The sequence below is a fragment of the Streptomyces sp. NPDC053076 genome (assembly GCF_044546845.1).
Classification (GTDB): domain Bacteria; phylum Actinomycetota; class Actinomycetes; order Streptomycetales; family Streptomycetaceae; genus Streptomyces.
In genome coordinates this window covers 810,964-835,451 of record NZ_JBITZL010000003.1, presented here as the reverse complement: position 1 = coordinate 835,451, position 24,488 = coordinate 810,964, and the positions used below count along the sequence as shown (strand labels likewise).

At 69.5% G+C, this 24,488-nt stretch carries 22 protein-coding genes and 5 pseudogenes; 14 read left to right on the top strand and 13 right to left on the bottom strand.

Annotated elements, in window-relative coordinates:
* Window positions 1-299: 299 nt before the first annotated feature.
* Window positions 300-1,100, bottom strand: coding sequence for a MerR family transcriptional regulator (locus ACIGYR_RS17085; protein WP_399600067.1), 801 nt, complete (start codon window positions 1,098-1,100; stop codon window positions 300-302).
* 46 nt (window positions 1,101-1,146) lie between these two features.
* Between ACIGYR_RS17085 and ACIGYR_RS17080 the strand changes: the two genes are divergently transcribed.
* Window positions 1,147-1,626, top strand: a complete 480-nt coding sequence (locus ACIGYR_RS17080; protein ID WP_399600065.1) for a DUF6194 family protein — start codon at window positions 1,147-1,149, stop codon at window positions 1,624-1,626.
* 141 nt (window positions 1,627-1,767) lie between these two features.
* Here ACIGYR_RS17080 and ACIGYR_RS17075 read toward each other — a convergent pair whose 3' ends face one another.
* Both ACIGYR_RS17075 and ACIGYR_RS17070 read right to left on the bottom strand, forming a co-directional pair.
* Window positions 1,768-2,424: an AAA family ATPase gene (locus ACIGYR_RS17075; RefSeq protein WP_399600063.1), complete on the bottom strand. Its 657-nt coding sequence runs from the start codon at window positions 2,422-2,424 to the stop codon at window positions 1,768-1,770.
* 389 nt (window positions 2,425-2,813) lie between these two features.
* Window positions 2,814-3,566 carry a metallophosphoesterase gene (locus tag ACIGYR_RS17070; protein WP_399600255.1) on the bottom strand — a complete coding sequence of 251 codons (753 nt, stop codon included), beginning with the start codon at window positions 3,564-3,566 and terminating at the stop codon, window positions 2,814-2,816.
* Window positions 3,567-4,063: 497 nt separating this feature from the next.
* Here ACIGYR_RS17070 and ACIGYR_RS17065 point away from each other — a divergent pair, with 497 nt between their 5' ends.
* The 5 genes and pseudogenes from ACIGYR_RS17065 to ACIGYR_RS17045 form a co-directional block, all read left to right on the top strand.
* Window positions 4,064-4,384 (top strand): GYD domain-containing protein, encoded by a 321-nt coding sequence (locus ACIGYR_RS17065; protein WP_399600060.1) that lies wholly within the window; start codon window positions 4,064-4,066, stop codon window positions 4,382-4,384.
* Between the two features lie 408 nt (window positions 4,385-4,792).
* Entirely contained in the window at window positions 4,793-6,211 is a 1,419-nt protein-coding gene (locus ACIGYR_RS17060) for an MFS transporter (protein WP_399600058.1), read from the top strand.
* Window positions 6,212-7,400: 1,189 nt separating this feature from the next.
* A complete protein-coding gene (locus tag ACIGYR_RS17055) occupies window positions 7,401-8,105 on the top strand; it encodes a hypothetical protein (protein WP_399600055.1) in 705 nt (234 codons plus the stop codon).
* A gap of 669 nt (window positions 8,106-8,774) precedes the next feature.
* The gene (locus ACIGYR_RS17050; protein WP_399600054.1) at window positions 8,775-9,482 is read left to right on the top strand and encodes a hypothetical protein; all 708 of its coding nucleotides are present in this window, start codon (window positions 8,775-8,777) and stop codon (window positions 9,480-9,482) included.
* A 370-nt stretch (window positions 9,483-9,852) separates the two neighbouring features.
* Window positions 9,853-10,266 (top strand): annotated as a pseudogene (locus ACIGYR_RS17045) (YciI family protein); the annotation flags it as partial.
* Window positions 10,267-10,907: 641 nt separating this feature from the next.
* Here ACIGYR_RS17045 and ACIGYR_RS17040 read toward each other — a convergent pair.
* The 3 genes and pseudogenes from ACIGYR_RS17040 to ACIGYR_RS17030 all read right to left on the bottom strand — a co-directional run bounded on the left by ACIGYR_RS17040 (window position 10,908) and on the right by ACIGYR_RS17030 (window position 12,776).
* Complete coding sequence (locus ACIGYR_RS17040) at window positions 10,908-11,951, bottom strand: alpha/beta fold hydrolase (protein ID WP_399600253.1); 1,044 nt, start codon at window positions 11,949-11,951, stop codon at window positions 10,908-10,910.
* Window positions 11,952-12,271: 320 nt separating this feature from the next.
* Window positions 12,272-12,386: pseudogene (locus ACIGYR_RS17035) on the bottom strand (IS5/IS1182 family transposase); the annotation flags it as partial.
* A gap of 180 nt (window positions 12,387-12,566) precedes the next feature.
* Window positions 12,567-12,776, bottom strand: a complete 210-nt coding sequence (locus ACIGYR_RS17030) for a hypothetical protein (protein WP_399600051.1) — start codon at window positions 12,774-12,776, stop codon at window positions 12,567-12,569.
* A gap of 185 nt (window positions 12,777-12,961) precedes the next feature.
* Between ACIGYR_RS17030 and ACIGYR_RS17025 the strand changes: the two genes are divergently transcribed.
* Window positions 12,962-13,264, top strand: coding sequence for a transposase (locus ACIGYR_RS17025; RefSeq protein WP_399600049.1), 303 nt, complete (start codon window positions 12,962-12,964; stop codon window positions 13,262-13,264).
* A gap of 221 nt (window positions 13,265-13,485) precedes the next feature.
* Window positions 13,486-13,764 (top strand): hypothetical protein, encoded by a 279-nt coding sequence (locus ACIGYR_RS17020; RefSeq protein WP_399600047.1) that lies wholly within the window; start codon window positions 13,486-13,488, stop codon window positions 13,762-13,764.
* Window positions 13,765-14,414: 650 nt separating this feature from the next.
* On the opposite strand, the gene ACIGYR_RS17015 is transcribed toward ACIGYR_RS17020, so the two are convergent.
* Window positions 14,415-15,194 carry a helix-turn-helix domain-containing protein gene (locus ACIGYR_RS17015; protein ID WP_399600045.1) on the bottom strand — a complete coding sequence of 260 codons (780 nt, stop codon included), beginning with the start codon at window positions 15,192-15,194 and terminating at the stop codon, window positions 14,415-14,417.
* A gap of 1,060 nt (window positions 15,195-16,254) precedes the next feature.
* Between ACIGYR_RS17015 and ACIGYR_RS17010 the strand changes: the two genes are divergently transcribed.
* Both ACIGYR_RS17010 and ACIGYR_RS17005 read left to right on the top strand, forming a co-directional pair.
* Window positions 16,255-17,079, top strand: a complete 825-nt coding sequence (locus tag ACIGYR_RS17010; protein ID WP_399600043.1) for a MerR family transcriptional regulator — start codon at window positions 16,255-16,257, stop codon at window positions 17,077-17,079.
* A 14-nt stretch (window positions 17,080-17,093) separates the two neighbouring features.
* Window positions 17,094-17,298 (top strand): annotated as a pseudogene (locus ACIGYR_RS17005) (transposase); the annotation flags it as partial.
* Between the two features lie 28 nt (window positions 17,299-17,326).
* Here ACIGYR_RS17005 and ACIGYR_RS17000 read toward each other — a convergent pair.
* On the bottom strand, window positions 17,327-17,845 hold the full coding sequence (locus ACIGYR_RS17000) for a hypothetical protein (RefSeq protein ID WP_399600041.1): 519 nt from the start codon (window positions 17,843-17,845) through the stop codon (window positions 17,327-17,329).
* On the opposite strand from ACIGYR_RS17000, the gene ACIGYR_RS16995 reads away from it, so the two are divergent.
* The gene (locus tag ACIGYR_RS16995) at window positions 17,795-18,289 is read left to right on the top strand and encodes a DUF4240 domain-containing protein (RefSeq protein WP_399600039.1); all 495 of its coding nucleotides are present in this window, start codon (window positions 17,795-17,797) and stop codon (window positions 18,287-18,289) included. The genes ACIGYR_RS17000 and ACIGYR_RS16995 overlap by 51 nt on opposite strands.
* Window positions 18,290-18,417: 128 nt before the next feature.
* On the opposite strand, the gene ACIGYR_RS16990 is transcribed toward ACIGYR_RS16995, so the two are convergent.
* A complete protein-coding gene (locus ACIGYR_RS16990; protein ID WP_399600037.1) occupies window positions 18,418-18,813 on the bottom strand; it encodes a hypothetical protein in 396 nt (131 codons plus the stop codon).
* A 48-nt stretch (window positions 18,814-18,861) separates the two neighbouring features.
* Window positions 18,862-19,734 (bottom strand): annotated as a pseudogene (locus ACIGYR_RS16985) (IS5 family transposase).
* A gap of 405 nt (window positions 19,735-20,139) precedes the next feature.
* Here ACIGYR_RS16985 and ACIGYR_RS16980 point away from each other — a divergent pair.
* Window positions 20,140-20,655, top strand: a complete 516-nt coding sequence (locus tag ACIGYR_RS16980) for a hypothetical protein (RefSeq protein WP_399600035.1) — start codon at window positions 20,140-20,142, stop codon at window positions 20,653-20,655.
* A gap of 100 nt (window positions 20,656-20,755) precedes the next feature.
* Window positions 20,756-21,328 (top strand): SMI1/KNR4 family protein, encoded by a 573-nt coding sequence (locus ACIGYR_RS16975; protein WP_399600033.1) that lies wholly within the window; start codon window positions 20,756-20,758, stop codon window positions 21,326-21,328.
* Between the two features lie 106 nt (window positions 21,329-21,434).
* Here ACIGYR_RS16975 and ACIGYR_RS16970 read toward each other — a convergent pair whose 3' ends face one another.
* The 3 genes and pseudogenes from ACIGYR_RS16970 to ACIGYR_RS16960 all read right to left on the bottom strand — a co-directional run bounded on the left by ACIGYR_RS16970 (window position 21,435) and on the right by ACIGYR_RS16960 (window position 23,754).
* A complete protein-coding gene (locus tag ACIGYR_RS16970) occupies window positions 21,435-22,004 on the bottom strand; it encodes an IS5 family transposase (protein WP_399600030.1) in 570 nt (189 codons plus the stop codon).
* Window positions 22,005-22,148: 144 nt separating this feature from the next.
* A pseudogene (locus ACIGYR_RS16965) lies at window positions 22,149-22,514 on the bottom strand (transposase); the annotation flags it as partial.
* 46 nt (window positions 22,515-22,560) lie between these two features.
* The gene (locus tag ACIGYR_RS16960) at window positions 22,561-23,754 is read right to left on the bottom strand and encodes a helix-turn-helix domain-containing protein (RefSeq protein ID WP_399600028.1); all 1,194 of its coding nucleotides are present in this window, start codon (window positions 23,752-23,754) and stop codon (window positions 22,561-22,563) included.
* Between the two features lie 125 nt (window positions 23,755-23,879).
* Here ACIGYR_RS16960 and ACIGYR_RS16955 point away from each other — a divergent pair, with 125 nt between their 5' ends.
* Window positions 23,880-24,488 (top strand): toll/interleukin-1 receptor domain-containing protein, encoded by a 609-nt coding sequence (locus ACIGYR_RS16955; RefSeq protein ID WP_399600025.1) that lies wholly within the window; start codon window positions 23,880-23,882, stop codon window positions 24,486-24,488.

Genomic DNA, 24,488 nt, shown 5'->3' with positions numbered 1-24,488 from the left:
TCGGCTGTCGGCTGTCGGCTGTCGGTTGCCGGCTGTCGGCTGTCGGCTGTCGGCTGCCGGCTGTCGGCTGTCGGCTGTCGGCTGCCGGCTGTCGGCTGTCGGCTGTCGGCTGTCGGCTGCCGAACGCTGCTGCGGCACCTTGGGCCGACGTGACCGCACCGGGAAACGGAAGCATCCGACACGGGCCGCCGGACGAGCAGCGGCCGGGACGGCCGGACGGGCGCGCGGCCGGGACGGGCGGGACGGGCGGCGGTCGGGGACGGCCGGGAGGTCGGGGGTCTTGGGCCGGTGCGCTTGGGTCAGTTGCCGGCCGCTGAGGGCCGACGGGCCCAGGTGACGACGGCTGCCAGGTCCGCGCCGGCCCGGAGCAGCGACACGGTGCGTGCGGCGATCTTCTCGAGGCGTTGCTGCACCAGGTGCTGGGTTGCTTCCAGGCCGTCCGTGCGGTGCAGGGAGTTCATGATCTCGCGTACGGCGGGAATGCCGTATCCGGCGTTGCGCAGGGCGGTGACGATGCGGGCCTGTGCGATGGCTGACAGGTCGTAGCGGCGTGCGCGTAGTGACGTCACTCGTTGCGGGGCGAGCAGGCGCTCCTGCTCCCAGAACCGCAGGGTCGAGGAGCGCACACCGAGGGCCCCGGCGAGCTGCGTGATCGTCATCGCGTCGCTGTGGTGTTCCACGTCGGCCGGGTGGGCGTCGGCTTCGGCCTGGATCGCGCGCAGTGCCTGCTGGGCGTGCAGAGCCTCCTGACGTTCCCGGGCGAGCTGGACGTGGAGGGCGCTGACGGCCGAGGCCGCCTGGGTGATCGTCGCCTCGCGCAGCTCGGCGAGCATCAACCGGGCCGCGGCGGGCCCGATGGCTTCGGCGACCGCCCGGTAGGCGCCAAGGGCCTGGATGTGGATCGGCGCGTAGGAGCGGTAGCCGTTGCCCGACCGGGCGGCCGCAGGGATGACTCCCAGCCGCTCCAGGTCGCGGACCTGCTGCGGCGAGTACCCCGACTTTCTGGCGACGTCGGCGGTTCGCAGCGGTGCCCGCTGCGGCCCGCTCCCCTGCGGCCCGCTCCCCTGCTCCTGCTCCTGCTCCTGCTCCTGCTCCTGCATCACCAACCCCCCATCAGCACTTGAAGGTGATGCTTGAACCATGAGTATGGAACAGGTCATCGCGGCCGTGCGCGGCTTCGACAGCGTGCTGGTGGTCCGCCCGCAGCCGGCAGACGGCTGCGCGCAGCCGGCGTGGGGGGATGCGTTCTTCTACTACGCCCCTGCCGGACAGGTACCGGCGAACGTCCAGCCCTACGGGACGATCACCACCCGCAACCACCCCGGCGACACTGCCTGCGACCTGGATCCTCCGGGCCGCTGGCGTGTGAACATCCATGTCGGTCGGGCGGTGTTCGTCGAGCTCACCGGGGAAGAGCCGCGCAGCCTCAGCCGCCCCCGCGACCATACGGCTCCCGACAGCGTGCTGCCGCACCCCCTCTACGGTCCGCTCGGCTGGATCTGTGTCGTCAACCCCGGTGAGAAAACACACGCGACACTCGTGCGGTTGCTGCGCGACGCCCATGACGCGGCGCGTGCCAGGTTCGAGCGGCGGCACGGGCCCGACCAGACCGCCGGCGGGAACTGACCGATCAGCCGCTCGCCGTCGAAGAGGTCACCGCTTGTGCCGGGGGCGGCGGCCGTGAGCGGCCTTCACCCCCCTGGGACAGGCGGCGGGATACCACAGCACCGGCGTCAGGCGTCGCTGGGGAAGCGGCGCCCGAGGTCCTCAGCGCCGGCCGCCGGGCGGCTCGCCGTTGTCGCCGGTGTCCAGGAGATCTCTCAGGAACCGGCCCGGTGACGCCAGGAACGCGCGGGTCAGGCGCACCGGGAGGGCCTGGTCGAAGTCGACCTGCTCCAGGACGCCTTCGCCGGAGATCTCCATGATGGTCGCGCCGGGCAGCGCGAGGAGGACCGGCGAGTGGGTGGCGATCAGGAACTGGCTGCCCTGCCCGACCAGTTCGTGCATGCGGGCCAGCAGAGCCAGGCAGCTCTGCACCGACAGGGCCGCCTCCGGCTCGTCCAGCAGGTACAGGCCCGCGGGACCGAAACGGTGGATGGCCAGGTCGAGAAACGATTCCCCGTGCGAGCGTTCATGCGCGGACACCCCGCCGTAAGCCGGCATCAGGGGCCGTCCCCCGGCCGCGTGGAGTCTTTCGATCTCGCTGGCCACGTTGTAGTAGGACTCCGCCCGCAGGAAGAAATCCGTGCGGGGCTTGTGCAGCCCCCGCGTCAGGACCAGATGGTCGCCCAGCACGGACTCGGTGGCGCGGGTGGAGAAACGGAAGTTCCGGCTGCCGCCCTCCGGATTGAAACCCGCGGCCACCGCGACCGCCTCGATCAGCGTCGACTTGCCCGCACCGTTCTCACCCACGAGGAACGTCACGCCCGCCGGCACACTCAGCCCACCCGAACGGGCGAGATGCCTCACCGCCGGCAGGTTGAACGGATACCGGTCCTCCCCGGCGCCGGGAACCAGACGGATCTGCCGGATGAACCTTCCCCGATCCGACGTCATGAGACCTGCGCCACGCTCGCACCCACAGCCGCGGCGGCACGGTGGGCACCGGGCGGTGAAAGGACGTCGTCCACGGCCAACGTGCGCTCCAAAAGTCTGGACTGTGCGGCGAAGGGGCCGGCTTTCCCCGGCCACGCTACCGGGCGCCCGACGCCGTCGACGGCGCGGTCACACACCGACGCGACGGGCAGCACGTGATCACCCACCGACGGGGCGACCGTGCGCGGACACACGCAGACCGGGACGGCAGTACGCGGTCACACGCCGACGGGGCGGTAGTGCGTGGTCAACCGGCCTTCGTGCAGGACGTGGAAGGCCAGTGCGGGCGGCTGGTCCAGGTGGACGTGGTCCTGGGGGACGCCGGGGTGTTCCCAGGGAAGCCGGAGGGTGGAGACGACTGCGGGGGCCACCAGCAGCGGGCGTCCGGCGAAGACGGTCGCTGCGGCCGTGTGGGCGTGACCGCACAGGAACGCCACGATGTTGCGATGGCGGTCGGCGAGGGCGGCGAGCCGCTGCGTGCCGAACTGGCGGATACCGTCGATGAACGGAACGTGCAGGTCTACCGGCGGGTGGTGGAAGCCGACCAGTACGGGCGTGCGCGGCGAGGTCTGTGCCAGCACCTCCTCCAGCCACGCCAGGGTTTCGTCCGCGAGGAAGCCCTCGTCCTTGCCCGGCACGGACGAGTCACACAGGGCGATCACCGCGCCGGCGCTGCGATACACCTGGTTGACGGGCTCCCCCGAACCCTCCCGCGCCAGCAGGTGACGGCTAAAGGCCGCACGCCTGTCGTGGTTACCGGGACAGAACATCACCGGATGCCGGGAGCTGAACAGCAGGCGCGCCTGCTCGTACTCGGCCGGCAGACCGTGGTCGGTGACATCCCCGGTGACCACGATCGAGTGGAGGTCGTAGGGCAGCTCCTCCAGATAGCGCATGACAGCCCGGGTGCGTTCGGTGCTGCGCGGCCCGGTGTCGATATGAGTGTCGCTGAGATGGGCGATCACGATCATGTGCTGCATCCCGTCGGTGTGAGCCTGTTGATCACGTGGACTGCGAGGCTAGGCAGGCACCGGACACGGCACAAGATCCACTCCCGGGCCGAAACCCTGGTCCAGTTCACGCCTCCGCCGCCTCGGCCCGCCTCGCGATCCCAACCCCTCAAAACCGCCTCGCGATCCCAACCCCTCAAAACCGCCTCGCGACCCCGACCCCCCAAAACCCGCCTCGCGATCCCGGCGCCGCAAAAGCGGGCGGTGCCATCGGCCGGAGCGGATGGGTCGTACCGCGGATGGATGGCCATACCGCGGGCGGTTTGGTCGTACGGCGGGTGGATTGGTCGTACGGCGGGTGGATTGGTCGTACGGCGGCGCCGGGTGCGCTCGATAGCGGGCCTCGTCCGGTTCGGCTTCCCACGGGTGAATTCCGGCCGTGAGGTGAGTGGCGGCGGGCGTGATGGCGGAAGAACCCCTTCTGGATACCGGCCACGTCACGGGCAGGGAGCACCCCCATGCCGAAGTTCCTCATCCAGGCCACCTACACGGCCGAGGGCACCAAAGGTCTGCTCGCCGAAGGCGCCAGCGGCCGCCGAGCCGCCGTCGACCAGGTCGTCGCCGGACTCGGCGGGACGGTCGAGGCGATGTACTTCGCCTTCGGTGAGGACGACCTCGTGTGCATCCTCGACTTCCCCGATCCCGTCTCCATGGCCGCCGTCAGCCTCAGCGTCAAGGCCAGCGGCGCGCTGCGCACCCGGGCCACCGCCCTGCTCACCGTCGACGAGATCGACGAGGCCACCCGCCGGCAGGTCTCCTTCCGCCCTCCCGGCACGTAAGGACATGACGGGCCGGACGGCCCTGGCGGGCGGCCGTACCGGGCACACCCCGGACGGGCCAAGCACACCCCGGACGGGCCAGGCACACGCCGGACGGGAGCACACGCCGGACGGGCCAGGCACACGCCGGACGGGAGCACACGCCGGACGGGCCGGGCACACGCCGGACGTGTGGGTGGCGGACGGGTGTTGAAGGTGTGCCGCATCGTGCGGGCGGCCAGGGGATACACCACAGGACGGGCCGCTCCGCCCGCCGGGCGGCGGCGTCCCCACGGCGCGGGACGATCCCACGGCGCGGGACGATCCCACGGCGCAGGGCGATCCCGCGGCGCGGGGCGATCCCGCGGCGTGTCCTGGATGTGCGTGTCTGCGATGGCCGCCGCCCTGTGCGGGCCCTAGCGTCGAACCATGCACTCGCCTCGCGGTGAGCCGGCCGAAGACACCGTGCCCGGCCTGTCCGCCGGGCCGGTTGCGCTGGCCTGGCTGACGCAGTTCCTGGTGGGAACCGACCTCTTCGTGGTGGCACCGCTGCTGCCCCATATCGCCGCGTCGTTCGCCGTCTCCGCAGCCGGCACCGGCCTGCTGGTCACCGCCTTCTCGATCGCCTACGTGGTGGCTTCGCCCGTCGCCGGCTGGATCTGCGACCGGTGGGAGCGCGCCACGGTCCTGGTGGCCGCTCTGGTGCTGTTCTCCGCGGCCAACGTCGCCACCGCTGCGGCGCCCGGTTTCGGCGTACTGCTGGCGGCCCGCGTGGTGGCCGGCCTCGCGGCCGCCGCGACCGGTCCCACCGTGTACGCCCTGGTCAGCACCCGTGCGCGGCCCCAGGCCCGGGCGCAGGTACTGGCCGTGGTGGGCTCGGGGCTGCTGACCGCCCTGTGGGTGGGCGCGCCGGCCGGGTCGCTGCTGGGGCGGTACGTGGGCTGGCAGGCCGCCTTCGTCATCCTGGCGGCGGGCACGTTCCTGCTGGCGTTCCCGCACGCGTTCATCTGGCGTACCCGCCCCGCCCCGGCGCCCGCCAGGCCACCGGGAGCAACCGGGCCGCCGGGAACACCGGAGGCACCGGGAACACCAGGGGCGGCGGGAGCACCAAAGACGCCGAAAGTGCCGGGCCCCTCGGGAGTACCGGAGGCGCCGAAAGTGCCGGGACCACCGGGAGTGCCGGGACCCTCGGGGGTGCCGGGACCACCAGGGGCGTCGGGGGCGGTGCAGCGGGCCGGGCGGCCGGGTACGGGGGTCGCGGTGTCCGCCGTCGCGGTGACGGCCCTGTGGGCCTTTTGCGTGTACAGCCTGTACACCTTCCTGGCTCTCGCGCTGCACGCCGACGGCAGGGCCACCACCGTGACGTGGCTGCTGGTCGTCTACGGCATCGGCGCCGTCGTCGGCGGGCAGGTAGGCGGCCGGTTCGCCGACCGGGCCGATCCCGTACGCATCACCCGGTCGGCACTGGCGCTGACGGCCGTGCTGGAAGCCGTCGTGGCCCTGGCGTTCCCCGTCACCTGGGCGCTGGCCTGCGCGCTGGCCCTGTTCGCGTCGGCCGCCTACGCCTTCTTCCCCGCCCAGCAGCGCCACCTGCTCGACCTGTTCCCCGAGCGGGCGACCGCCATGTTGTCGTGGAACAACAGCGCGCTGTTCGTGGGCCTGTCCCTGGCCGGCGCGGCGGGCGGGCAGATCATGCGTGCCCTGGGCTACCCGGCGCTGCTGTACATCGGCGCCGCCGTGGCGCTACCGGCGTGCCTTGCCGCCCGTCGCCGGCCGGCCCGGGCCCCCGGGAAACCGGCCCCGCCGCCCGGGAAGAAGGAACGGCCCCAGCACACGCACCGGCTCTGAAGGTGACGCACCGGCTCTGAAGGCACGGGCGCCCACCGGCCACCGGCCGGTGACCGTGCCACGGCCGGTACGGGCCGGCCCTGCCTGCCCGGACACAAGGCAAGGGGCCGGCTACTGCCCGGCCCGGTGTTTCGCGTCCGGGCTGCTGTCCGGCTGGGTGGGTGGGGTTGCGTTCCGGCCGGCTGTCCGGCCCGGGTCGGTGTTGCCCCCCGGGCGGAAGTGTTCATGGGAGGGGACGGAGAAAAATGGGGCCGCGGGTGGGGCGGCGGCAACGGAAGTGGTTCGGTGCCGCTCCGGTAGTTTACGGGCCGCGGAAAGCCCGACAGCCGATATCCTGGCCCCCGCTTTCCTGCCGGATTCAGGAAGGGAAAGTCACGGCACCGCGGATACCGGCGGGCGGTCACCCTGCTTCTGCCGCACGGCTTTGTTTACAGCCGTCTCCGGTATGCCGGCCTCCGTCTCAAGCGGCTCAAAGACCAGGACACTCGGGAGCAGCGGACAAACACGTTCGCGACAGTGTCACCTACGGCCGCGTTCCTGACCGCGGACGCCGTCAGCACCGGATATGCCCTCACCCGAGATCCACGAGCGGTCATAGCACCAGGGGGCCGGTGCCGGAGGAAGCCGGTGCCGGAGGGGCCGGTGCCGGAGGGGCCGGTGCCGGAGGAAGCGGGCCGGGGGGCTGGTGCCGGGGGAAGCCGATGCCGGGGGAACCGGGCCGGGGGGCTGGTGCCGGGGGAAGCCGATGCCGGGGGAACCGGGCCGGGGGGCCGGTGCGGGAACCGGGCCGGGGCGTGCCGTGCCGGGTGCCGGCCGGGGGCCGTCACGGTGCCCGGCGTGACCGGCGCGGGCCCCTGCCCGGCACGCGCCCGGACGGTGTTGAACGCGGCGCGCGGCCGGGCGGACTGCGGCAGACATGCCCGGGCACGCCCCGTCCGGCCCGGACCCGGACTCCCCCGCACGCTTCGGCTTCAGCTTCAGGTTCGGCTTCGGATTCGGCTTCTTTTCCGGCGGCCGCGGTGGAGGCGGTGCGCCCTCTGTACGGGTGACATGCCCGTGTCGCTCTGGTGATGGAGTGATGATTTACGACACTTTGGTCCGGCAGGAAATTCGTATCTGCTATCTACCGCACGAAAGGGCTGCCGTGAAACGCGTAGGCATCTACACAACCCTGTCTATTGCCGCTGCCATGGCACTGACGGGCGCGACAGCGAGCCAGGCTTCCGCGGAATCCCGATACGACCCCGAACCCCCCGCCAAATATACTATTATCGTTAATAACGGCGGGTTTGTCGGTGACGTCGTCAACCACGGGGACGGCAACAGCACCAACGTCCAGGTCGTCGGCAACGGCAGGGGCGGCACGCAGGGCGGCAACGGCAACACCCAGGGCGGTACCGGCAACACGCAAAGCGCCGCGCAGGGCGGTGAACACAACATCCAGGGCGGCGCCCAGGGCGGCGCCGACAACGTCCAGGGCGGCACCCAGCTCGGCGGGACCAACAACACCCAGGGCGGCACGGTGGGCGGCACCAACAACATCCAGGGCGGCACCCAGTCCGGCACGCACAACGCACAGGGCGGCGCCCAGGGCGGCACCAACAACACCCAGGGCGGCACGCAGAACGACGGCACCCGTAACACCCTGGGCGGCACACAGGGCGGCACCAACAACACCCAGGGCGCGACCCAGGGCGCCGGCGACAACGACACCCAAGGCGGCACGCAGAGCGGCACCAACAACACCCAGGGCGGCACGACCGGCGCCATCAAGGGCATCGACGAGGCAACACAGAAACTGATCTCCAGCTCGCTGGAGATGGCCATCGACGAAGCGACGGACAGACTCATCGCGAACTCGTTCAAGATGGCCGACGACGCACTGAGGTCATAACGCCGAGGTCACTAGCGGGCGAGGTCACCACAGCCCCGCTGCCGTGACCAGCGGGGCCCCCGGGGCCGGTGAGCGGGACATGCGACGTCCCCCTCACCACCGCCCGGGGGCCCCGCCGTTATCCACGCCCCGGCAGCCGCGGCAGGGGAGGCAACACGCGGGCCGGGCACAAGGAAGCGGCGTGGCCCTACCGGCGCCGCCGGGCGCGGCGCCGGTATGCGAGCTGCAGCAGCACCCCGGCCGGCGACGCCCCGGGCCGGCGACGCCCCGGGCCGGCGACGCCCTTGGACCGGTGATCTCCCGGGCCGGCGACGCCCTTGGACCGGTGACGTCCCGGCCCGGCGACGCCCTTGGACCGGTGACGTCCCGGCCCGGCGACGCCTCGGGCCGGCGACGCCTCGGGCCGGCGACGCCTCGGGCCGGCGACGCCTCGGGCCGGTGATCTCCCGGGCCGGCGACGCCTCGGGCCGGTGAGGTCCCGGGCCGGTGACCTGCCGTCCCCGGCCGGGTGGGTGCCCTTCTCCGCCGACGAGCCGACGGGCACGTCAGCCGTCCGGTCCCCCGACCGGGGGACCCACGGCAGCCACCGCAGCGGCTGAAATGAAATTACGCAAGTTCACCCACCAGGAACTCGCATCCACCCAAAACTCAGAAGCAAGAGGTTTTCTCATGTACAACTCTCGACGTTACATAGCTGCCCGCATCGCCGGTATTTCCTGCATCGCCGCTCTGGCCGCCGGAGGCCTCGGTATGGCGAGCGCCGAGGCCGCACCGATGAACCACCACGCGGCCTCACACGCCTCCAGCCAGCATCACTATCAGCACAACATGTCCAAGAAGGGCGGCAACACCCAGGGCGGCACCCAGGGCAACGGCCGCGGCAACACCCAGGGAGGCACCCAGGGCAACGGGAACGGCAACACCCAGGGCGGCACCCAGGGCAACGGGAACGGCAACACCCAGGGCGGCACCCAGGGCGGCGGCAATGGGAACACCCAGGGCGGCACCCAGGGCAACGGCCGCGGCAACACCCAGGGAGGCACCCAGGGCGGCGGGAACGGCAACACCCAGGGCGGCACCCAGGGCAACGGCCGCGGCAACACCCAGGGAGGCACCCAGGGCGGCGGGAACGGCAACACCCAGGGAGGCACCCAGGGCAATGGGAACGGCAACACCCAGGGAGGCACCCAGGGTGGCGGCCGCGGCAACACCCAGGGCGGCACGCAGGGCGGCGGGAACGGCAACACCCAGGGCGGCACCCAAGGTGGCGGCAACGGCAACACCCAGGGCGGCACCCAGGGCGGCGGGAACGGCAACACCCAGGGCGGCACCCAGGGCAATGGGAACGGCAACACCCAGGGCGGCACCCAGGGCTGACAGTGGGAACTGACAGCAGGAAGGAAGGCGGCACCCCGCGGAGGCGATCTCTGCGGGGTGCGGCTTCGTGTGTGCGGTGACCTCGTCGGGACCCCGCGTCCGGGCGGGGTGCCGGTCTTTCCCTCTTCCCCCTCATTTCCCTCCTGCCTTCCGTCTTCCGTCTTCCGCGTGTCCGTCGTCCGGGGGCGAGCGAGCGCGGGAGGGGCTGGGGGGCGGGCGAGCGCGGGAGGGGCTGGGGGGCGGGCGAGCGCGGGAGGGGCTGGGGGGTGGGAGAGCCGAAACACGTTGGGGCGGCGGTGTCGAGAATGTGTGAGCGGCTCCGTCCCCGGGGCGAGGGCGATCACCATGGGCCGCCCCGGCACCGAGGAAAATCACGACGGCCAAGTACCTGCTGCTGAAGCACCACCGCGGCGCGCCGGCTCGAAGCAACTGCGTGCCCATGGAGCAGTGGACACCCGAGGGAGGTCTCGGCGCACGTGCCGTACATGCGCAACTTCGCGGCCCGGCTGCAGCAGAGCGGTGAGTTCATCGACGGCCAGGCGCTCGCGCCGAAGGGGACGTGGGTGCGCTACCACGGTGAGAGGCGCCCACCGGTCACCGACGGCCCGTTCACCGAGACCAAAGACCTCATCGCCGGCTGGACGGTGATCGACGTCGACAGCCATGAGCACGCCCTGGAAACCGGCCGGGCAGCTGTCGGCCGCGCCGGGGGCCGGCCGGGGAACCGATCCACCAGTGGCCGGAGCTGCCCCCGTTCCTGCCCGAGCCACCCACCGCCACGCAGTGCACCCGCCCATGGACGAGGCACCGCTGCGCAGCCTCACCCCCATGTCCTGGCCATCGGCGTCCGCCGCGAAGCCGACTTCACGGCCACCGAGGACGCCGTACAGAAGGCACTGCTCCAAGCGGCCCGCCTCCAGCCGGACGATCCCCCACGCGACCCCAAGGGCCGGCTGCCCACCATGGCCTGACACCAATCCCACGACGCGAGCCGGGCAGACGCCGCCCGCCGCCGCCCTGAGAACCACGCCGAGGAGGAGCCGGCCCCCGGGCCGCCTGTGGCGGTGGACGACACACTCCAGCCGTACCTCCTGTACACCCACCCCTCACTGACACCCACGTCGGCCAACCCGCCCACCCGCACGCCATCAGCGCACTGAGCACCCACCAGACCACCCACACCCACCAGGAACCCGAAGCCACCACGACCCAGCCCATCAGCCAGGCCAAACACACCGCCCCACGTCTGCACCCGGACCACCCCGACGACGTCACCACCGCGGACAATGCCGTGCCCGCCGTTCGAGCGAAAGCGCGCCGACGGCGGACTCCACCTCGCCGGTGCCTGTGGCGGCCCTGACGACGGCGCAAGGCTGACGTTCGGACCCTGGGCCCCCACGGTTCGCCGTCGAGGGCTCGGCTGTTCTACGGAGCCGGGCTGATGTCGCCGTTGGTGTTCATGTCGAAGATGCCCTGGGTCTTGCCGTCGACCTTCAGGTGCTTGAGCCAGTGCATCGAGAGGTTGTGCACGTTCTTGTGTTGCATCTCCCACACCACCGAATGCGCGGCGCAGTCCAGCTTGACCATCAGCTTGTGGTCGCCGGCGATGGCGTTGTAGAGCGCGTGGACCGAGAAGTTGAATTCCGGATCTTCGCTCGACGTGTTCACCTGCCTGTCGTGCTCCCCGTACGCGATGAGGACCGGCACGCTGCCGCCGAGGACGCCGGCCTGCGCCGCGGTGGTCTTGTTCCAGCCCCACCGGACGAAGTTCCTGATGCGACTGCGCCCCTCCCCGTCCGGCCCCCACGTGCTGCCCACCGGATCGCTTTTCATGATTGCGTTCCACACCTTGTCGCGCATCTCTTCTTCGCGCTGGCCCTCGCAGTGCACCTCGTTGCTCCACCCGTTCCAGGTTCCGTCTTTCGTGCTCAGGAACATCGGGAAGCCGGGCTGCGGCAGCGGGTCGGGGGCGTTCGACGTGCCCTCGGGCGGGAAGATCGGCGCCAGCAGGAACAGGCTCGACACCTTGCCCGGGTTCTTCACCGCGTACGGCCCCATCGTGAACGCGGCCGCGGACCAGCCGATGAAGGCCACCTTCTTGACCCCGCGCTCACGGATGATCCACTCCACGACGGTGTTCAGCTCGTCCCGGTCGCTGTTCGAGTTGGTCAGCTGGAACGGATAGTTCGGCGGGCCCGGCGTGAAACCTGGAGGTCTCGGCTTCAGAAGGTTCTGCTGGGCGGGGTTGACGTTGCGAGGGTCGTCCATCTTCGGCCGCGGCGACAGCCCCGAGCCCTGGAGGTCCATCATGAAGACGTCGTAACCGGCCTTCGCCAGCGCATCGGCCCAGCTGTACGACTTGAAATCGAGATCAAAGCCCGCGAGCACCGGAACGCTCCGGCCGTGGAGCATCAGGACGGCCGTGCGCTCGTCGAGGTGGCCGGGGGGCGTGCCGTCGCGCTCCCGCACGAAGAGTTCGACGTCCTCGCCCCTATTCGCGGGGACGGTGGACTTGTGGGGTACCCGGTGGTCTTTCACGGTGACGGGCATGAGGATCCGTTCTCTGAGCTCGGCCGGGGCCGTCGTGGCCCCGCCCAGACCACGCTCGATGCGCGGGACCGTCCGCGCCACAGCAGGGGGCCAGTCGTGTGACGTGCACTTACTCCGTGGCGGCGGCGGCCTGCTCCTGCTCGTCGTCCCTCCAACGAGCCCGCGGCTCATGAGACCTGCGGAGGCATCCCGTCTGGGACTACCTCACCCCGCTAGAGACCCGGCAGCGAACAGCGAGCCGGCCTGCGGCGCGGCCGTCCGAGGCGGCCACGGACGGGCGGGATGGGCGTCGAGCAGCGGCAGCAGCTGAGTACCGTCGTTGCGGTTTTCGCCGGACAGCAGTACCGCGCCCGGTGCCGTGCCGGGTACCGCGGCGGGCGATCGCCGGCACGATGCCTCGCTCGCGGACCTGGTCACGGTAGGCGTCCGGCGCCTGCGCATCCGGTCGGAGCGCCGGGCCGACATACATGACGCATTCCTCTAACTCGCCTGCTGCCTCATAACCCACCGACAACTCACCTCGTTGGTCAGCCCCTAGTAGGCGAGCAGGCTGGAGTCACCCAGGACGATGCCCGCCGATTCGTCGACGAGGAGCGGCACGACCCGCGGGCTTGGCAAGTCCATGCCCGTGCGGGCGTCGAGGACCGCACCGTTGTCGGTTGTGCCGTAGACACGGCCGTGCCAGGCCGTGGTGATCTTGGGAGCGATACGGTCGGCTTGCTTGTCCGGAAGCTGCCACGCCACCTTGCCGGTGGAGGGGCAGGCCGTAGACAACGTAGGACGCGGCGCCCATGCCCTAGCAGATGAGCATGCTCCGGTTGTCGTAGGTGCAGGTCGAGCCAGCGAGGTCAGCGGGAGGGTTTGCAGAGTACGACCGGTGCCGGGGGGGCGGCGAGGCGGTCGTAGGAGCCGTTGTCGTAGTCCTTGCCGTGGACGCGGAGCTGATGCGGGCCGGCAGGTTAATGACGGACGGAGTACCGGGGGCAGAGCGCAAGCGGCACCTGCTCACCGCCACGCTCGGTCTCCTGCTGACCGTGCTGGTCACGCCGGCGTCGACCACCGACCGGGACGCCGCACGCATTCTGCTGTCGGCGGCCAGGGACCGCTTCGGGCGGCTGACACGGATCTGGGCCGACGGTGGTACACCGGCCACCTCGTCGACTGGAGTGCGGCACAGCTCGGAGTCGGTGCTGGTGCTGGCGCTGCTGCTGGCGCAGCGAGAAGGGGGCTGACCCTCACCCCCAGGAGGGGCGGGTGGGGCTTTCGCCGCTGGGCCAACGTGCGGGCGGCGGCGGGCTGTTCTAGCGTCGGAGACAGGAGGGACGGTCCCGCTGAGCCGACGAAGGCCAGGGATCAGGCTTAACTGCCTGTACCGGCCCGTGTCTGCCGCTCGGCGCGCTCGAATCCGCGTATTCCCCCGACACACCCCGCAGAGCAGGTGCTTTTCATGCGCATGTCGGCCCGTACTGTCTCCCGTTGCTGTGGTCTCCTGACCGGTGTGACCCTCGTCCTGGGCGGGGCGGCCCTCACCGCTCCCACCGCCCAGGCGGACATCCCCGCCTGCACGAACATGGTCCAGCAGGCAGGCGTCGGCGTCACGGACGCCGTCACAGCGGCGTGCACCCAAGGCGTCCACAACGACCTACGGGGCTGCGTGAACGCCCTGACCCAGGCCGGCGTCGCAGGCGGCGCCGCCACGGGCGCCTGCCGGATGGCAGCCAACCCCCCGTGACGGCCACCCCCCATCCCAGGCCCGCCTCCCGATCACACCGGTCATGCCCCCCGGCGCGCGGCCGGCCTCGAGTGAGCCTCGAGTGACGGCCCTCCCGGCCCCCTGAGCGCGGTTTGTGCGTCCGTCTCCCCCAGACGGAACAAACCACCCCAGCCTATGGGCGAGCCGTACTTACACCGACCGGGCTGGTGGGCACGGCGGGGGCGGCGGGCACCGCTGAGAACCTGCACACGTGACGGCACTCCCTGCCGACGGGCCGGTCCCACCTCGCGGCACCGGGCCGGGCAACGTACCCTGCGCTACTTGCAACATCCTTGGGCCGAGGCAATTCGGCGAGGCCACCGGCCCGCTCACAACCGGCGACAGACGGCGATGACGGGCACGGGCGCCGATGACAAGCGCGCGGCCAAGGACAGCGTCGCATGGCTGCGCATGCCCTCACGTGGAAACAGATGACCTCGCGTGAAAACAGACAGCCGCGCGGGGATACGCATGTCTCGCATGGTTACGGACGGCCACGCGGGCCTGCGGATGACCTCACGTGGATGCGGACGGCCGCGGTGGTGGTGGGTCGGGTGTGTCCTGTCCGTGTGTTCTGTGCGCCGACGCCGTCGGTTTCGTCTCCCGGGTGTGCCGGCCGGGGTGGCTGTCTATCCGCGGTGCGGGCCCGGCCGGGCGGTGCCGGTGTCGGTGCCGGTGCCGGTGTCATCGGGGGGTGCTGTGGTTTTGGTGTGGAGGACTTCGCGGGCCTGTTCGGCGGCGCGGACGATGCTTTCGCTGATGAAGTCGAGGAAGCGGGCGACGTTTTCCAGACGGGCGGCGGCGGGGGTGTTGGGGCCGAGGACGGCGACGCCCTGGCGTGCGGTGTGCACGAGCTGGTCGTTGGAGCGGGCACTGGCGATCGTCGCCTGGTAGAAGAGTTCGTCGTCGACGACGTAGCGGTCACGGCGGCGTTCATCGCGTTCCCGGCGCACCAGGCTCTGGCTCTCCAGGAAGGCGATTGCTTTGGAGATGGAGGCCGCGCTGACCTGGAGGCGCTGAGCGAGCTGGGACGCGGTGAGGCTGCCCGCGTCGGTGGTGAACAGGCAGGTCAGCACCCGGGCCGTCATCTTGGGCAGGCCCGTGGCCATCAGGACCGTGGTGAGGGTCTCCTCGTACTCGGCCACTGCCTCCGCATCGCGTCCGTGGAGCTGAGGCGCCGACTGCGGCCCGCGAGAGGAGACGGGCCTGCGCCGGTGGGCGCGGCGTTCGGTGGCACGGTGGGCCAGGTCGGCGCGGTAGGCGGTGGGGCCGCCGTTGCGCATCACCTCACGCGTGACCGTCGACGTCGGACGCTCAAGGCGTCGGGCGATCTCGGCGTAGGGGAGGCTGTCGGCCAGCCCCAGCGCGATCTGCTGGCGTTCCTGCTGGGTGAGCCTGCCTCCCGGCAACGCACTCTCCTTGGTGGTCCCTCTGTGTTCCCTGACCACACCACCTTAGCGTTCCCCACCCACCCATTGCAATGATCGGAACAGGAGACGTTGCGTAACCACCGCAACCGTCGCAACAGTTACCCGCCTGCCAGCTGTGCCGATGCTGAATTTTGCGCAACGCGTATGGTGCTGCTCTTTTGGAACGCAACGTAGCGTTTCCGAGGTCAGAAACAATCTCGTCGGAGAGCATGACGCAGACGTTGGACACTCCCGCCCCCGGTCTCCGCCCTCCTGGACATCCCCGGCCGGACGCATCGAGTTCACCGCCGACCGCCCCGACACCACCCTCGAGGCCCGGCCCGCCGACCCCGCCAACACCGCGACGTCAAGACCTCCGGAAAAGCATCCGTCACCTGCAAAGACAGTGCCCTGCGCATCCGTGTCCCCCAGCCCAGAAACCAGCTCTCCGGCGCCCCCGGATCCCTGTACGGCAACCGCCCAGCTGCCCGCCGGCCTCCGGCAGCCAGGCCAGGAGCACCGGCTGCGAACCCAGCGGCACCGGCCGCCTCGGCGACATCACCGTCGACGGCGCCCACCGGCAGATCAAGAGCGACGAGGCCGCGAGCCTCCACCTCACCGCCACCGACGGCCGCCGTCGAGACCGGCCGACTGGGCGGCCCCGCCGAGACCAGCGCCCAACGAGGCGACCTCCGCATCACCCAGGCCCAGTCGCACTGCGCACCCCCTCGGGCGACATTCACATCACCGCCGCCACCCGCACCCAGCGCAGCCCTGAACACCGACACCGGCCACGGCCGCATCAGCAACACCCTGAAGAACCGCACCGCCACCGCCCGCACCGGGCTGTACCGCCTATGCCGCCCACACCGCTCGTGCCGCCTGCGCCGGTGCCGCACCCCCGCCCGAAACCGACGGGCGATGGAACGGCTTACGACGATGACGCCCACCCCCCTTGCCTTCCTGCCCTGAGCCCCCAGCCCCCAGCCCCCTGGAGTGCCACCACGCCGGATAGCGTCTTGACCCTCACACCGTGTCAGACGGTCAGCTCGGAGACATCATGTTCACCATCGGAGACTTCGCCCGGCACGGCCGCGTCTCAGTACGGATGCTGCGTCACTACGACGCCACCGCACTGCTGCGCCCCGCCCACGTCGACCCCGCAAGCGGCTACCGCTACTACACCGCCGCCCAGCTCGCCCGCCTCAACCGGATCATCGCGCTCAAAGACCTCGGCTTCACTCTCCAGCAGGTCCGCAGCATCCTGGACGCGAAGACCGGAGCCGAGGAACTACGCGGCATGCTCCGGCTACGGCAGGCCGAACTGGCAACCGCCGTCACAGCCGCACAAGCACGGCTCATCCAGGTCGAGGCCAGACTCCGAGCGATCGAGAGCGAGGGGCACATGCCCACCAACGACATCGTCCTCAAACACGTCCCCGCCGTCCGGGTGGCCGAACTGACCGCGACCGCCGCGAGTTTCGAGCCCACCGACATCACCCCCGTCATCACACCCCTCTACGACGAACTCTTCCAACGCCTCAAGGCCGCGGGCATCACCCCCACCGGCCCCGGCATCGCCTACTACAACGACACCCCGGAAGGCGACGGAAAGATCACCGTCCACGCCGCCGTCCAGGTCAGCGCCCCACCCCAGAATGACGACACCCTGCACATCCACGACCTGCCCGGCCTCCACACAGCCGCGACCATCATCCACCGCGGCCCGATGGACACCGTGCTGCCCACCGCCCAGACTCTGGCCCACTGGATCGACACAAGCGGCTACCGCTCCACCGGATACCCCCGCGAAATCAACCTCGAATGCCCCGACAACCACAACGACTGGATCACCGAACTCCAGACACCCATCACCCATCCCTAAAGACGTCGCTGCTGATGGCGCGCCCTCGTTGGGTGTTCCGGCGGGTGGTGCCGCCGTCGGAAGTGGTACGTCCGCAGGGCAGGGCCGGCGTCGGGAGGGTGATCGTGGCCCCTGGCAGCGATCACCCTCATGGCGACGTCGGGCTGCACGCGGCGGCAGCTTCCGCCGGCGCCCGGGCCCAGTTGGCAGACGGTCTACGGGAGGTTCGCCCAGTGGAGCCGGGACCCCAGACTCCCCGGTGGACGGCTCAGTCGTCGGCCGCGACGACGAGAAAGGTCCGCCGAGCCGAGCGATGGATGAGCACGAACTCGTGGAAGCAGCCGTGCACCCGTCCCCAGTCATGAACCGCCTCATCACCGAGCTCGCTGAGGCGGTAGATGCCGTCGGCTGCAGCCAGGCGGTCGAAGACCTCCCGCTGTAGATCGGCCTCCAGCTCGGTGGGCGGGTCCCAGAGCGGATCTACCCACTCCCGCAGGATCCCTACGGCCTTCTCCCGACTGATGGGCTCGTAGAGGTCGGGAGTGATCAACCGCAGCCAATACGGACCGTGCCGGGGCCCGGCCGGCCACACGCCGCCGCCTGCATAGTCATCCCGGAACTGCTCATGCCCAATCAGTGCGGCAAGCAGCCCTCTGTCGTCCAGGGACTCCACAGAAAAGCGGAGCTGCTTGATGTCGACCCACCGAAACCCGTGCTCCTTCGGATCCGCGACGTAATGTCGAAAGTTGATGAAAGCACTGCTCTCGTGAGCGAGCCGGTTGTCCATGGCGCCAGCCTAGAAGCCACACACGGGACCTCCGCCGACCAACCGGGGACAGCCCGCCTGGCGAACGGCTCTGTATCTGACGTGGTCGGCTTCGCCGAGCAGCTCTCATGGGCCCTGTACAGGTTGGACCGCAAGGAATATGGCGATGGCCTGTCGAGCGATCAGTTCCTTCACACTCGGGCTGCGGTCGTCACCGCCGGCCGTGTGGAGTATGAGAGCGTAGTCCGGGACCCACAACGGTTCTTGCCATACGCCCACGACCTCGTCTGGGCCGAGGCACTCCTCTACGTCCCCGACAACGCATGCAGGCACCCCACCGGCGCCGAATGGGACCACAGCACCCGACACAGCTACGAGTCGTACTCCAACACTGCCGGGTGGATCAACGCAAAGGCGCCGACGGCCGCTTCTACCCCACCATTTGAGGCGGCTGCCGAGGTCTGACTGGCGGTGTCCGGCCGGCCGGCCGGCCTGCCCTGCCGACACCCATCCGAACGTGCCGCCATGACGTTCCGCGATTTCGTGCGTGCGGCGCCGACTGTGTCAGAGTCGCACAGGCGACCTGGACGTGCTCAGCAGTCGCCCGTGCGCGGGCGTACGGGACGTGGCAGTGGCTGACGCCAGTCACCCAGCCGCGTGAGGAGAAACCGGCGGGCAAGAGAACGGATGTCGTCCCACGCCAGATCTGTGGCCAGGGCGTTTTCCCAGCGACCGACGCGGCAGGTGGTATCGATCTCGTCGAGGCGACGGCCAATGGCCCGAAGATCACGCAGATCCCCGGCCTCGAAGGCTCCGCGCTCCGCCAATCCTTCGCAGACGCGGCAGAGGAGCCCCACCTCTTCGACGACGTCTTCCGTCTCCAGCTCACGCTCGCCCAGCCAGGCAAGCTGATCCTGGGTGTCGGCCGCCAGCAGGGCCACGACGCGCAGCGTCCAGTTGTACAGGTGCGCATCACCGAGATCGTTCATACATGCAGGATCGCACCTAGTGACTAGGGCGTGTATCGAATGTGCTGGTCACAGCCACTCGTTGATGGCAGCTACGAGGACGGTCGCCTCGTAGCGGACAGCCAACTTGTCGTACCTCGTAGCCACGGCGCGGTGCCTTTTGAGGCGATTGATGCCGCACTCGACCGCGTGCCGAGCCTTGTAATCCTCTGGGTCGAACTTCGGTGTCCGGCCGCCACGGGATCCGCGCTACTTGCGGTTCCGCGCCTGGTCGGCCTTGTCCGGGATAGTGCAGCGAATGCCGCGCCGCCGCAGGTAGGCGCGGTTCTTGCGGGAGGCATACGCCTTGTCGGCACGCACGCGGTTGGGCCGGGTGCGGGGTCTGCCCGGCCTGAGCCGCGGCACTCGGACGCGGCTCAGGACGGCCTCGAACTGCGGGGAGTCACCCCGCTGCCCGGCCGTGATCACGATCGACATGGGCTTCTGCCGCTGTTCGACGGCCAGGTGAAGCTTGGTGCTCAGGCCGCCGCGCGAGCGTCCGAGTCCGTGGTCGTCCGGCTCGGCGGCGGGGCCACCGGCGGCTCCTTTTGCAGGTCCCCTTTTTCCGTGCTCCCGCGGCGTGCTGTTGGGCCCGCACGACGGTGGAGTCAACGTTGAGGTCCCAGGTGATCAGGTCCATCGCGTCGGCCTGTGCCTGCAGGGCGGCAAAGATCCGATGCCAGGTGCCGTCCCGCTGCCAGCGGCGAAACAGGTCGTATACCCGGCCCAGGGTCCGTACTCGACGGGCATGTCCCGCCAAGGCACACCGGTGCGGACCCGGAACCGTATGCCGTCGATCAGCTGTCGCCGGGCCCACGTCGGCGGGCGGCCGGACTTCTTGCCCTTCGGCAACAACGGCTCCAGCACCGCCCATTGCTCGTCCGTCAGATCTGCACGTGCCACGAACCAAGATCATCTCACGACCAAGATCCACTTTCGACACACGCCCTAGCGGCGTGACGCGGCGGGATCGGTTGGTCGTGGGGCGCTTCCCAGAGTCGAGTTGTTGGCGTCCTTAAGGAGTAGTAACGTCATTAATGAACGACATACCGTTGGGGAAATGCAGACTCGCGGTATGCGGCCCCCCTCGTTTGGTCCCAAGCGATGATTCAGGGGCCATTCGCGGAGGTCGGCCCGCGGGGGTTCTCTGGGCTGGGACTCCAAATGCCACGTCGTCGAGATTGCGACCACCATCCCGGCTGCGGTGGTAATTTTTTGCCGAGCGATAGGCGAATACCGCCATTTCCTAAATCCTCTACATTTCAGAGGCGTAAGCGAAAGTGTATCCGCTTGACGGGAGGAATGGTGGTGAAGGAGAAGGTAACACGCCGCGTCCTGTGCGGCTCCACATTTTGGCAGCGGCTCGTGGTACCCGCCACGATGCTCATAGTGGCCGCAGCGTCGGGAACGACCGCCCAGTCGGCCTCACGAGATGTAACCGGCAACGTCGTGTTCCAAATTATGGATTACGAGACCTTCGGTAAGAACGAACGCTGCCGCTATGACATTCCAATCGTCAACGAGATGAATGAAAATGAGCCCTGGCGGTACTCGAAGTACTGGTATTTCGGGAAGTGCGGCGGGGAGGTAAGGGCCGAGATCCACTACTACATCCGGCGCTACCGCGATGGTTTGGTCGATGTGAAGGGCGAGCTTCAGCTCTATGAGGGCACAAGCGCGGACACTGACGATCGAGACGGCTTGAATGTTTTCGCTCTCGACGTCCCTCAAGGGCAAACGGGCACCACAAGCATTCACGTGGAAAACACGGACGAGGGGCAGCCCGACGACAAGGCCGACGTAACGTTGACCTTGCACAACTAGAGCGTGTATCGAAAGGGGCCAGAGTTGCTGAGGGTCGCGACTGGCATGCAACGGTGCAGCTGGGCCATGCATTGTCAGCGGTGTTGAGTACGGTCTGTTTATGGATCACCAGGGGACTGGAGACGTACGGCAGGCGTGGGGCCGGGTGACCGCGTGGCTTGAGCATCATGCGCCTGAGGTGTCCGCTGCTCTCGGCGGGCCGGGGAGCCTGACGGCCATCTGCAACGCCGAACTGCCTATGGGCCTAAAACTGCCGGAGCAACTGCGGCAGTGGCTTCTGGGGCACGACGTCGATGCAGGTCGACAGCCTCATGCTGGATCGAGTCTGGTGGCGCTGGGGTGCCCGGGCGTCCTTCCCAGTGGTGGACTCCTACTGGGCCTCATGGACATCGAACGTGTCTACCTCCACAAGATGGCCATGGAGGAATCGGCACGGTCCAAAAGTACTGATTACCCGTCCTGGCGCAGGGAGTGGGTGCCGATAGCCTCGGAGTGTGACGGCTTCTACGGCACGTTCGTGAACACGATCAACGGTATGGTGGGGTCTTGGAGCGAGGGGGCGCTCCCTGAAGAACGCGAGTACGCCTCGTTGTTCGCCTTCTTCCAGGATGTGGCTGACCAGCTTGAGGGAGTTTCCTCGGGTGTCTGGGGACGGACCCAGCAGAGTCCGTAGACGCGATCCGCGTCCGGAGGACGGACCTGTACGTCTCTGGGCTCGTGCGAACGGCTACCCCATTCGCGAGGCATACGAAGCATCCCGATGAGGGCAAAGGCGCCGCTCACAGCCAGTCATTGATCGCGGCGATGAGGACTGTGGCCTCGTAGCGGACTGCTAGCTTGTCGTATCTGGGGGCAACAGCCCGATGCCTTTTGAGGCGGTTGATACCGCACTCGACCGCGTGCCTGGCCTTGTAGTCCTCCCGGTCGGACTTCGGCGGACGGCCGCCAAGGGAACCGCGCTTCCTGCGGTGGCGGGCTTGGTCAGCCTTGTCCGGGATGGTGCAGCGGATCCCACGGCTACGCAGGTAGGCCCGGTTCTTACGTGAGGCGTATGCCTTGTCGCCCCGCACGCGGTCGGGGCGGACGCGCGGCCGGCCCGTCCCGATGCGGGGCACGCGGACCTTTGCCAGTACGGGTTCGAACTGCGGCGAGTCTCCGCGCTGCCCTGCCGTGATCACAATCGACATGGCCTTCTGGCCCTGCTCGACGGCCAAGTGCAGCTTGGTGGTGAACCCGCCACGCGAGCGTCCGAGCCCATGATCACTGGGTTCGGTAAAGACACCCCCGGTGGTTCCTTCTGCAGGTCGCCCCGCTTGCGGGCCCCGGCCGCGTTCTGATGGGCTCGGCACACCGTGGAGTCGACGTTCAGGTCCCAGACGATCGCGCCTTTCGCGTCGGCCAGGGCTTGGAGCCGGGTGAGGATCCGATGCCAGGTTCCGTTCCGCTGCCACCGGCGGAACAGGTCGTCTCGAGGTCCACTTTCGACACAATGCCTAGTGACCTGAGTCAGAGATTCGTCGGCAGTAGGCGGTGACTTTGTCGAGGACCTCGTCGGCGGTCTTCGGACAGACGAATGGTCTGGGTTGTTCGTTCCAGTCGGTGAGCCAGGCCCGGGTGTCGCGTTCGAGGGCTTGGACGGAGCGGTGGACGCCGCGCTTGAGCTTCTTCTGGGTCGGCTCGGCGAACCACCGCTGCACCAGGTTCAGCCAGGATGCGCTGGTCGGCGTGAAGTGCAGGTGGAATCGCGGGTGCGCCAGCAGCCACCGTTTGATGTCGGGCGTTTTGTGGGTCGCGTACGTGTCCAGGACCAGATGAACCTGCAGATCATCCGGGACTTCCTTGTCGAGCTCGGCGAGGAACTTCTTGGACTAGGGATCTGTCCGTACCGCCAGCCGATCCCCACTGTCAGCCGATCGCAAGGGCGGCCGATGCGTCGATGAGGGCGAGTTGGCCCGGGCTGGCTCTCCGGGTCCGGGCCTGTTCCACGAAACGGCCCAGCTCCGCGCGAACGGTGGCCGAGTCGATGCGCTTGATCACGGGCAGCGTGGCCTCGACGATCTGACAGGCGTCGTCGAGGCGGCCGACACCGGCCAGGGCTGTCGCCTGCCGAACCGCGAAGCGGGCCTGAGAGTTGCTGTCCGCCGGGACGGCCGGCCGACGTCGGCGCTCGGCGTCGAAAAGGTCGGCGGCCAGCTCGAAGCGACGGAGGCTGAGCATGCAGGACGCCTCGATGAGCCGAGGGTTGCCGTTCTCGGTGCGCGGACCCCAGTGCGGGGTCCGGTAGCCGATGGCCTCGGCGGCGTGGCTCCTGAACCGCTCCAGTGCCTCCCGGCAGGCCCCCGCATCGCCACGGCGCGCATGCCCCTGGGCCGCGCGTCGCGCGGCGTGCGCGCGGATCACCGGGTTGGCCGCCGGGTGCCCGGCCGCCTGGTCCGCGAATCCGATCGCCGCATAGGTGTCACCGCGGTGCTGGGCGATGAGCGCCTTGCGGACCAGGGCATACGCGGCCACCGTTTCATCCCCGCCGTGTGCGCCCCAGCGGACAGCGAGATTGGTCCAGCGCAACGCCTCCGCGGGATTTCCCGCCTCTTGTGCCATCCACCCCGTGTATTCGGCGAACCTCGAGGCCAGCCGCCAGATCTCGGCACGCTGCTCGCCAACGGCGTGCGGACCGGCGTCCGTCAGGATACGCGTGATCGACTTCATCGAAGCGGTGACGAACCTCGGTCCGGTGGATCTGCCGATGTCCTTCAGCTCCCACAGGACCCGCTCGTATCCGGCGACCACGGGGCCGGCCTCGACGACGCCCCCGGCCTGGGCGCCGCGGCGGCCGGCCCCGGCCAGCTCGACGAGTTCCCCGCCGGTGCCGAAGGCCGCGTCACATGCCGCAGCCACCGCGGGCGTCGGGTTGCGCAACCCGCTCTCCAGATTGCAGATCTGCCCTTCGGACACGTTCGCGCGCCGGGCGAACTCGCGCACGCTCCACCCCCGCCGAGCCCGAAGTGTGGCCAGGACGACGCCGAAGTCGCCCGGCGGCAGACGCGTGCTGGTCGATCTTCCTGCCGAGGCCGTCCCTGCCGCGCTGTCCGCCGGGTCCATACCGGCCAGCGTAACGGAGCCTTGCGGCCGCTATTCAATCCCCGGCGAATAGCCACCGAGCGCGTACTCCATCCGTAGGGTGAGCACGATCCCTGACGTCAAGGCTTGCCAGAGAGGGGGCAATTGTGCCGCGCATCTTCCTCAGCTTTCGCAAACCGGACTCCCGGTGGATGCGAGACCGCGTCTACCGCGCGCTGTCCGACCGCTTAGGTGCCAACGAGATCTTCAAGTCGGGCCAGTCGATACCGCCCGGGGCAGATTTCGCCGAGATCCTGCGGCGGCAGGCCGCCGAGTGCGAGCTCATGTGTGTACTGATCGGGACAGGGTGGCTCGACGCGCGGGGCGAGGACGGTGTGCGGCTCCTGGACCGGGCTCACGACTGGGTCCGCCTGGAGATCGCGACAGCTCTGCGGGCGGGAAACCGTGTAGTCCCGGTCCTTCTGGGTGACGCGACGATGCTGCCCGACGCCTCGGCGCTGCCGGCCGAGATCGCGGAGCTGGCGCGCCTGCAGTTCCTCCGCGTTCCGGAGACCCATCTGCCGGACGGGCTGCGGCATCTGGGCGACGCGGTGACCGCTCTGCTGTCCGACACCGGTACCGGCCCCGCCGGCGCACCCGGGCTCGGCACGGAGCCGGCCACCGCCCCGGAGCCGTCGATCACCATGACGGCCCATGTGTCCGGCGGGGGAAGCGCCTATCAGGCGGCCCGTGACCAGACGATCAGACTGGCGTGA

Coding starts and splice junctions, on each gene's coding strand:
- ACIGYR_RS17010 (WP_399600043.1), top strand. CDS start 16,255: ATGTTCACCATCGGAGACTTCGCCCGGCACGGCCGCGTCTCAGTACGG.
- ACIGYR_RS17055 (WP_399600055.1), top strand. CDS start 7,401: ATGGCACTGACGGGCGCGACAGCGAGCCAGGCTTCCGCGGAATCCCGA.
- ACIGYR_RS17020 (WP_399600047.1), top strand. CDS start 13,486: ATGTCGGCCCGTACTGTCTCCCGTTGCTGTGGTCTCCTGACCGGTGTG.
- ACIGYR_RS17000 (WP_399600041.1), bottom strand. CDS start 17,845: ATGGACAACCGGCTCGCTCACGAGAGCAGTGCTTTCATCAACTTTCGA.
- ACIGYR_RS16960 (WP_399600028.1), bottom strand. CDS start 23,754: ATGGACCCGGCGGACAGCGCGGCAGGGACGGCCTCGGCAGGAAGATCG.
- ACIGYR_RS17080 (WP_399600065.1), top strand. CDS start 1,147: ATGGAACAGGTCATCGCGGCCGTGCGCGGCTTCGACAGCGTGCTGGTG.
- ACIGYR_RS17050 (WP_399600054.1), top strand. CDS start 8,775: ATGTACAACTCTCGACGTTACATAGCTGCCCGCATCGCCGGTATTTCC.
- ACIGYR_RS16975 (WP_399600033.1), top strand. CDS start 20,756: ATGGATCACCAGGGGACTGGAGACGTACGGCAGGCGTGGGGCCGGGTG.
- ACIGYR_RS17085 (WP_399600067.1), bottom strand. CDS start 1,100: ATGCAGGAGCAGGAGCAGGAGCAGGAGCAGGAGCAGGGGAGCGGGCCG.
- ACIGYR_RS17060 (WP_399600058.1), top strand. CDS start 4,793: ATGCACTCGCCTCGCGGTGAGCCGGCCGAAGACACCGTGCCCGGCCTG.
- ACIGYR_RS17065 (WP_399600060.1), top strand. CDS start 4,064: ATGCCGAAGTTCCTCATCCAGGCCACCTACACGGCCGAGGGCACCAAA.
- ACIGYR_RS16990 (WP_399600037.1), bottom strand. CDS start 18,813: ATGAACGATCTCGGTGATGCGCACCTGTACAACTGGACGCTGCGCGTC.
- ACIGYR_RS17070 (WP_399600255.1), bottom strand. CDS start 3,566: ATGATCGTGATCGCCCATCTCAGCGACACTCATATCGACACCGGGCCG.
- ACIGYR_RS16995 (WP_399600039.1), top strand. CDS start 17,795: ATGTCGAAAGTTGATGAAAGCACTGCTCTCGTGAGCGAGCCGGTTGTC.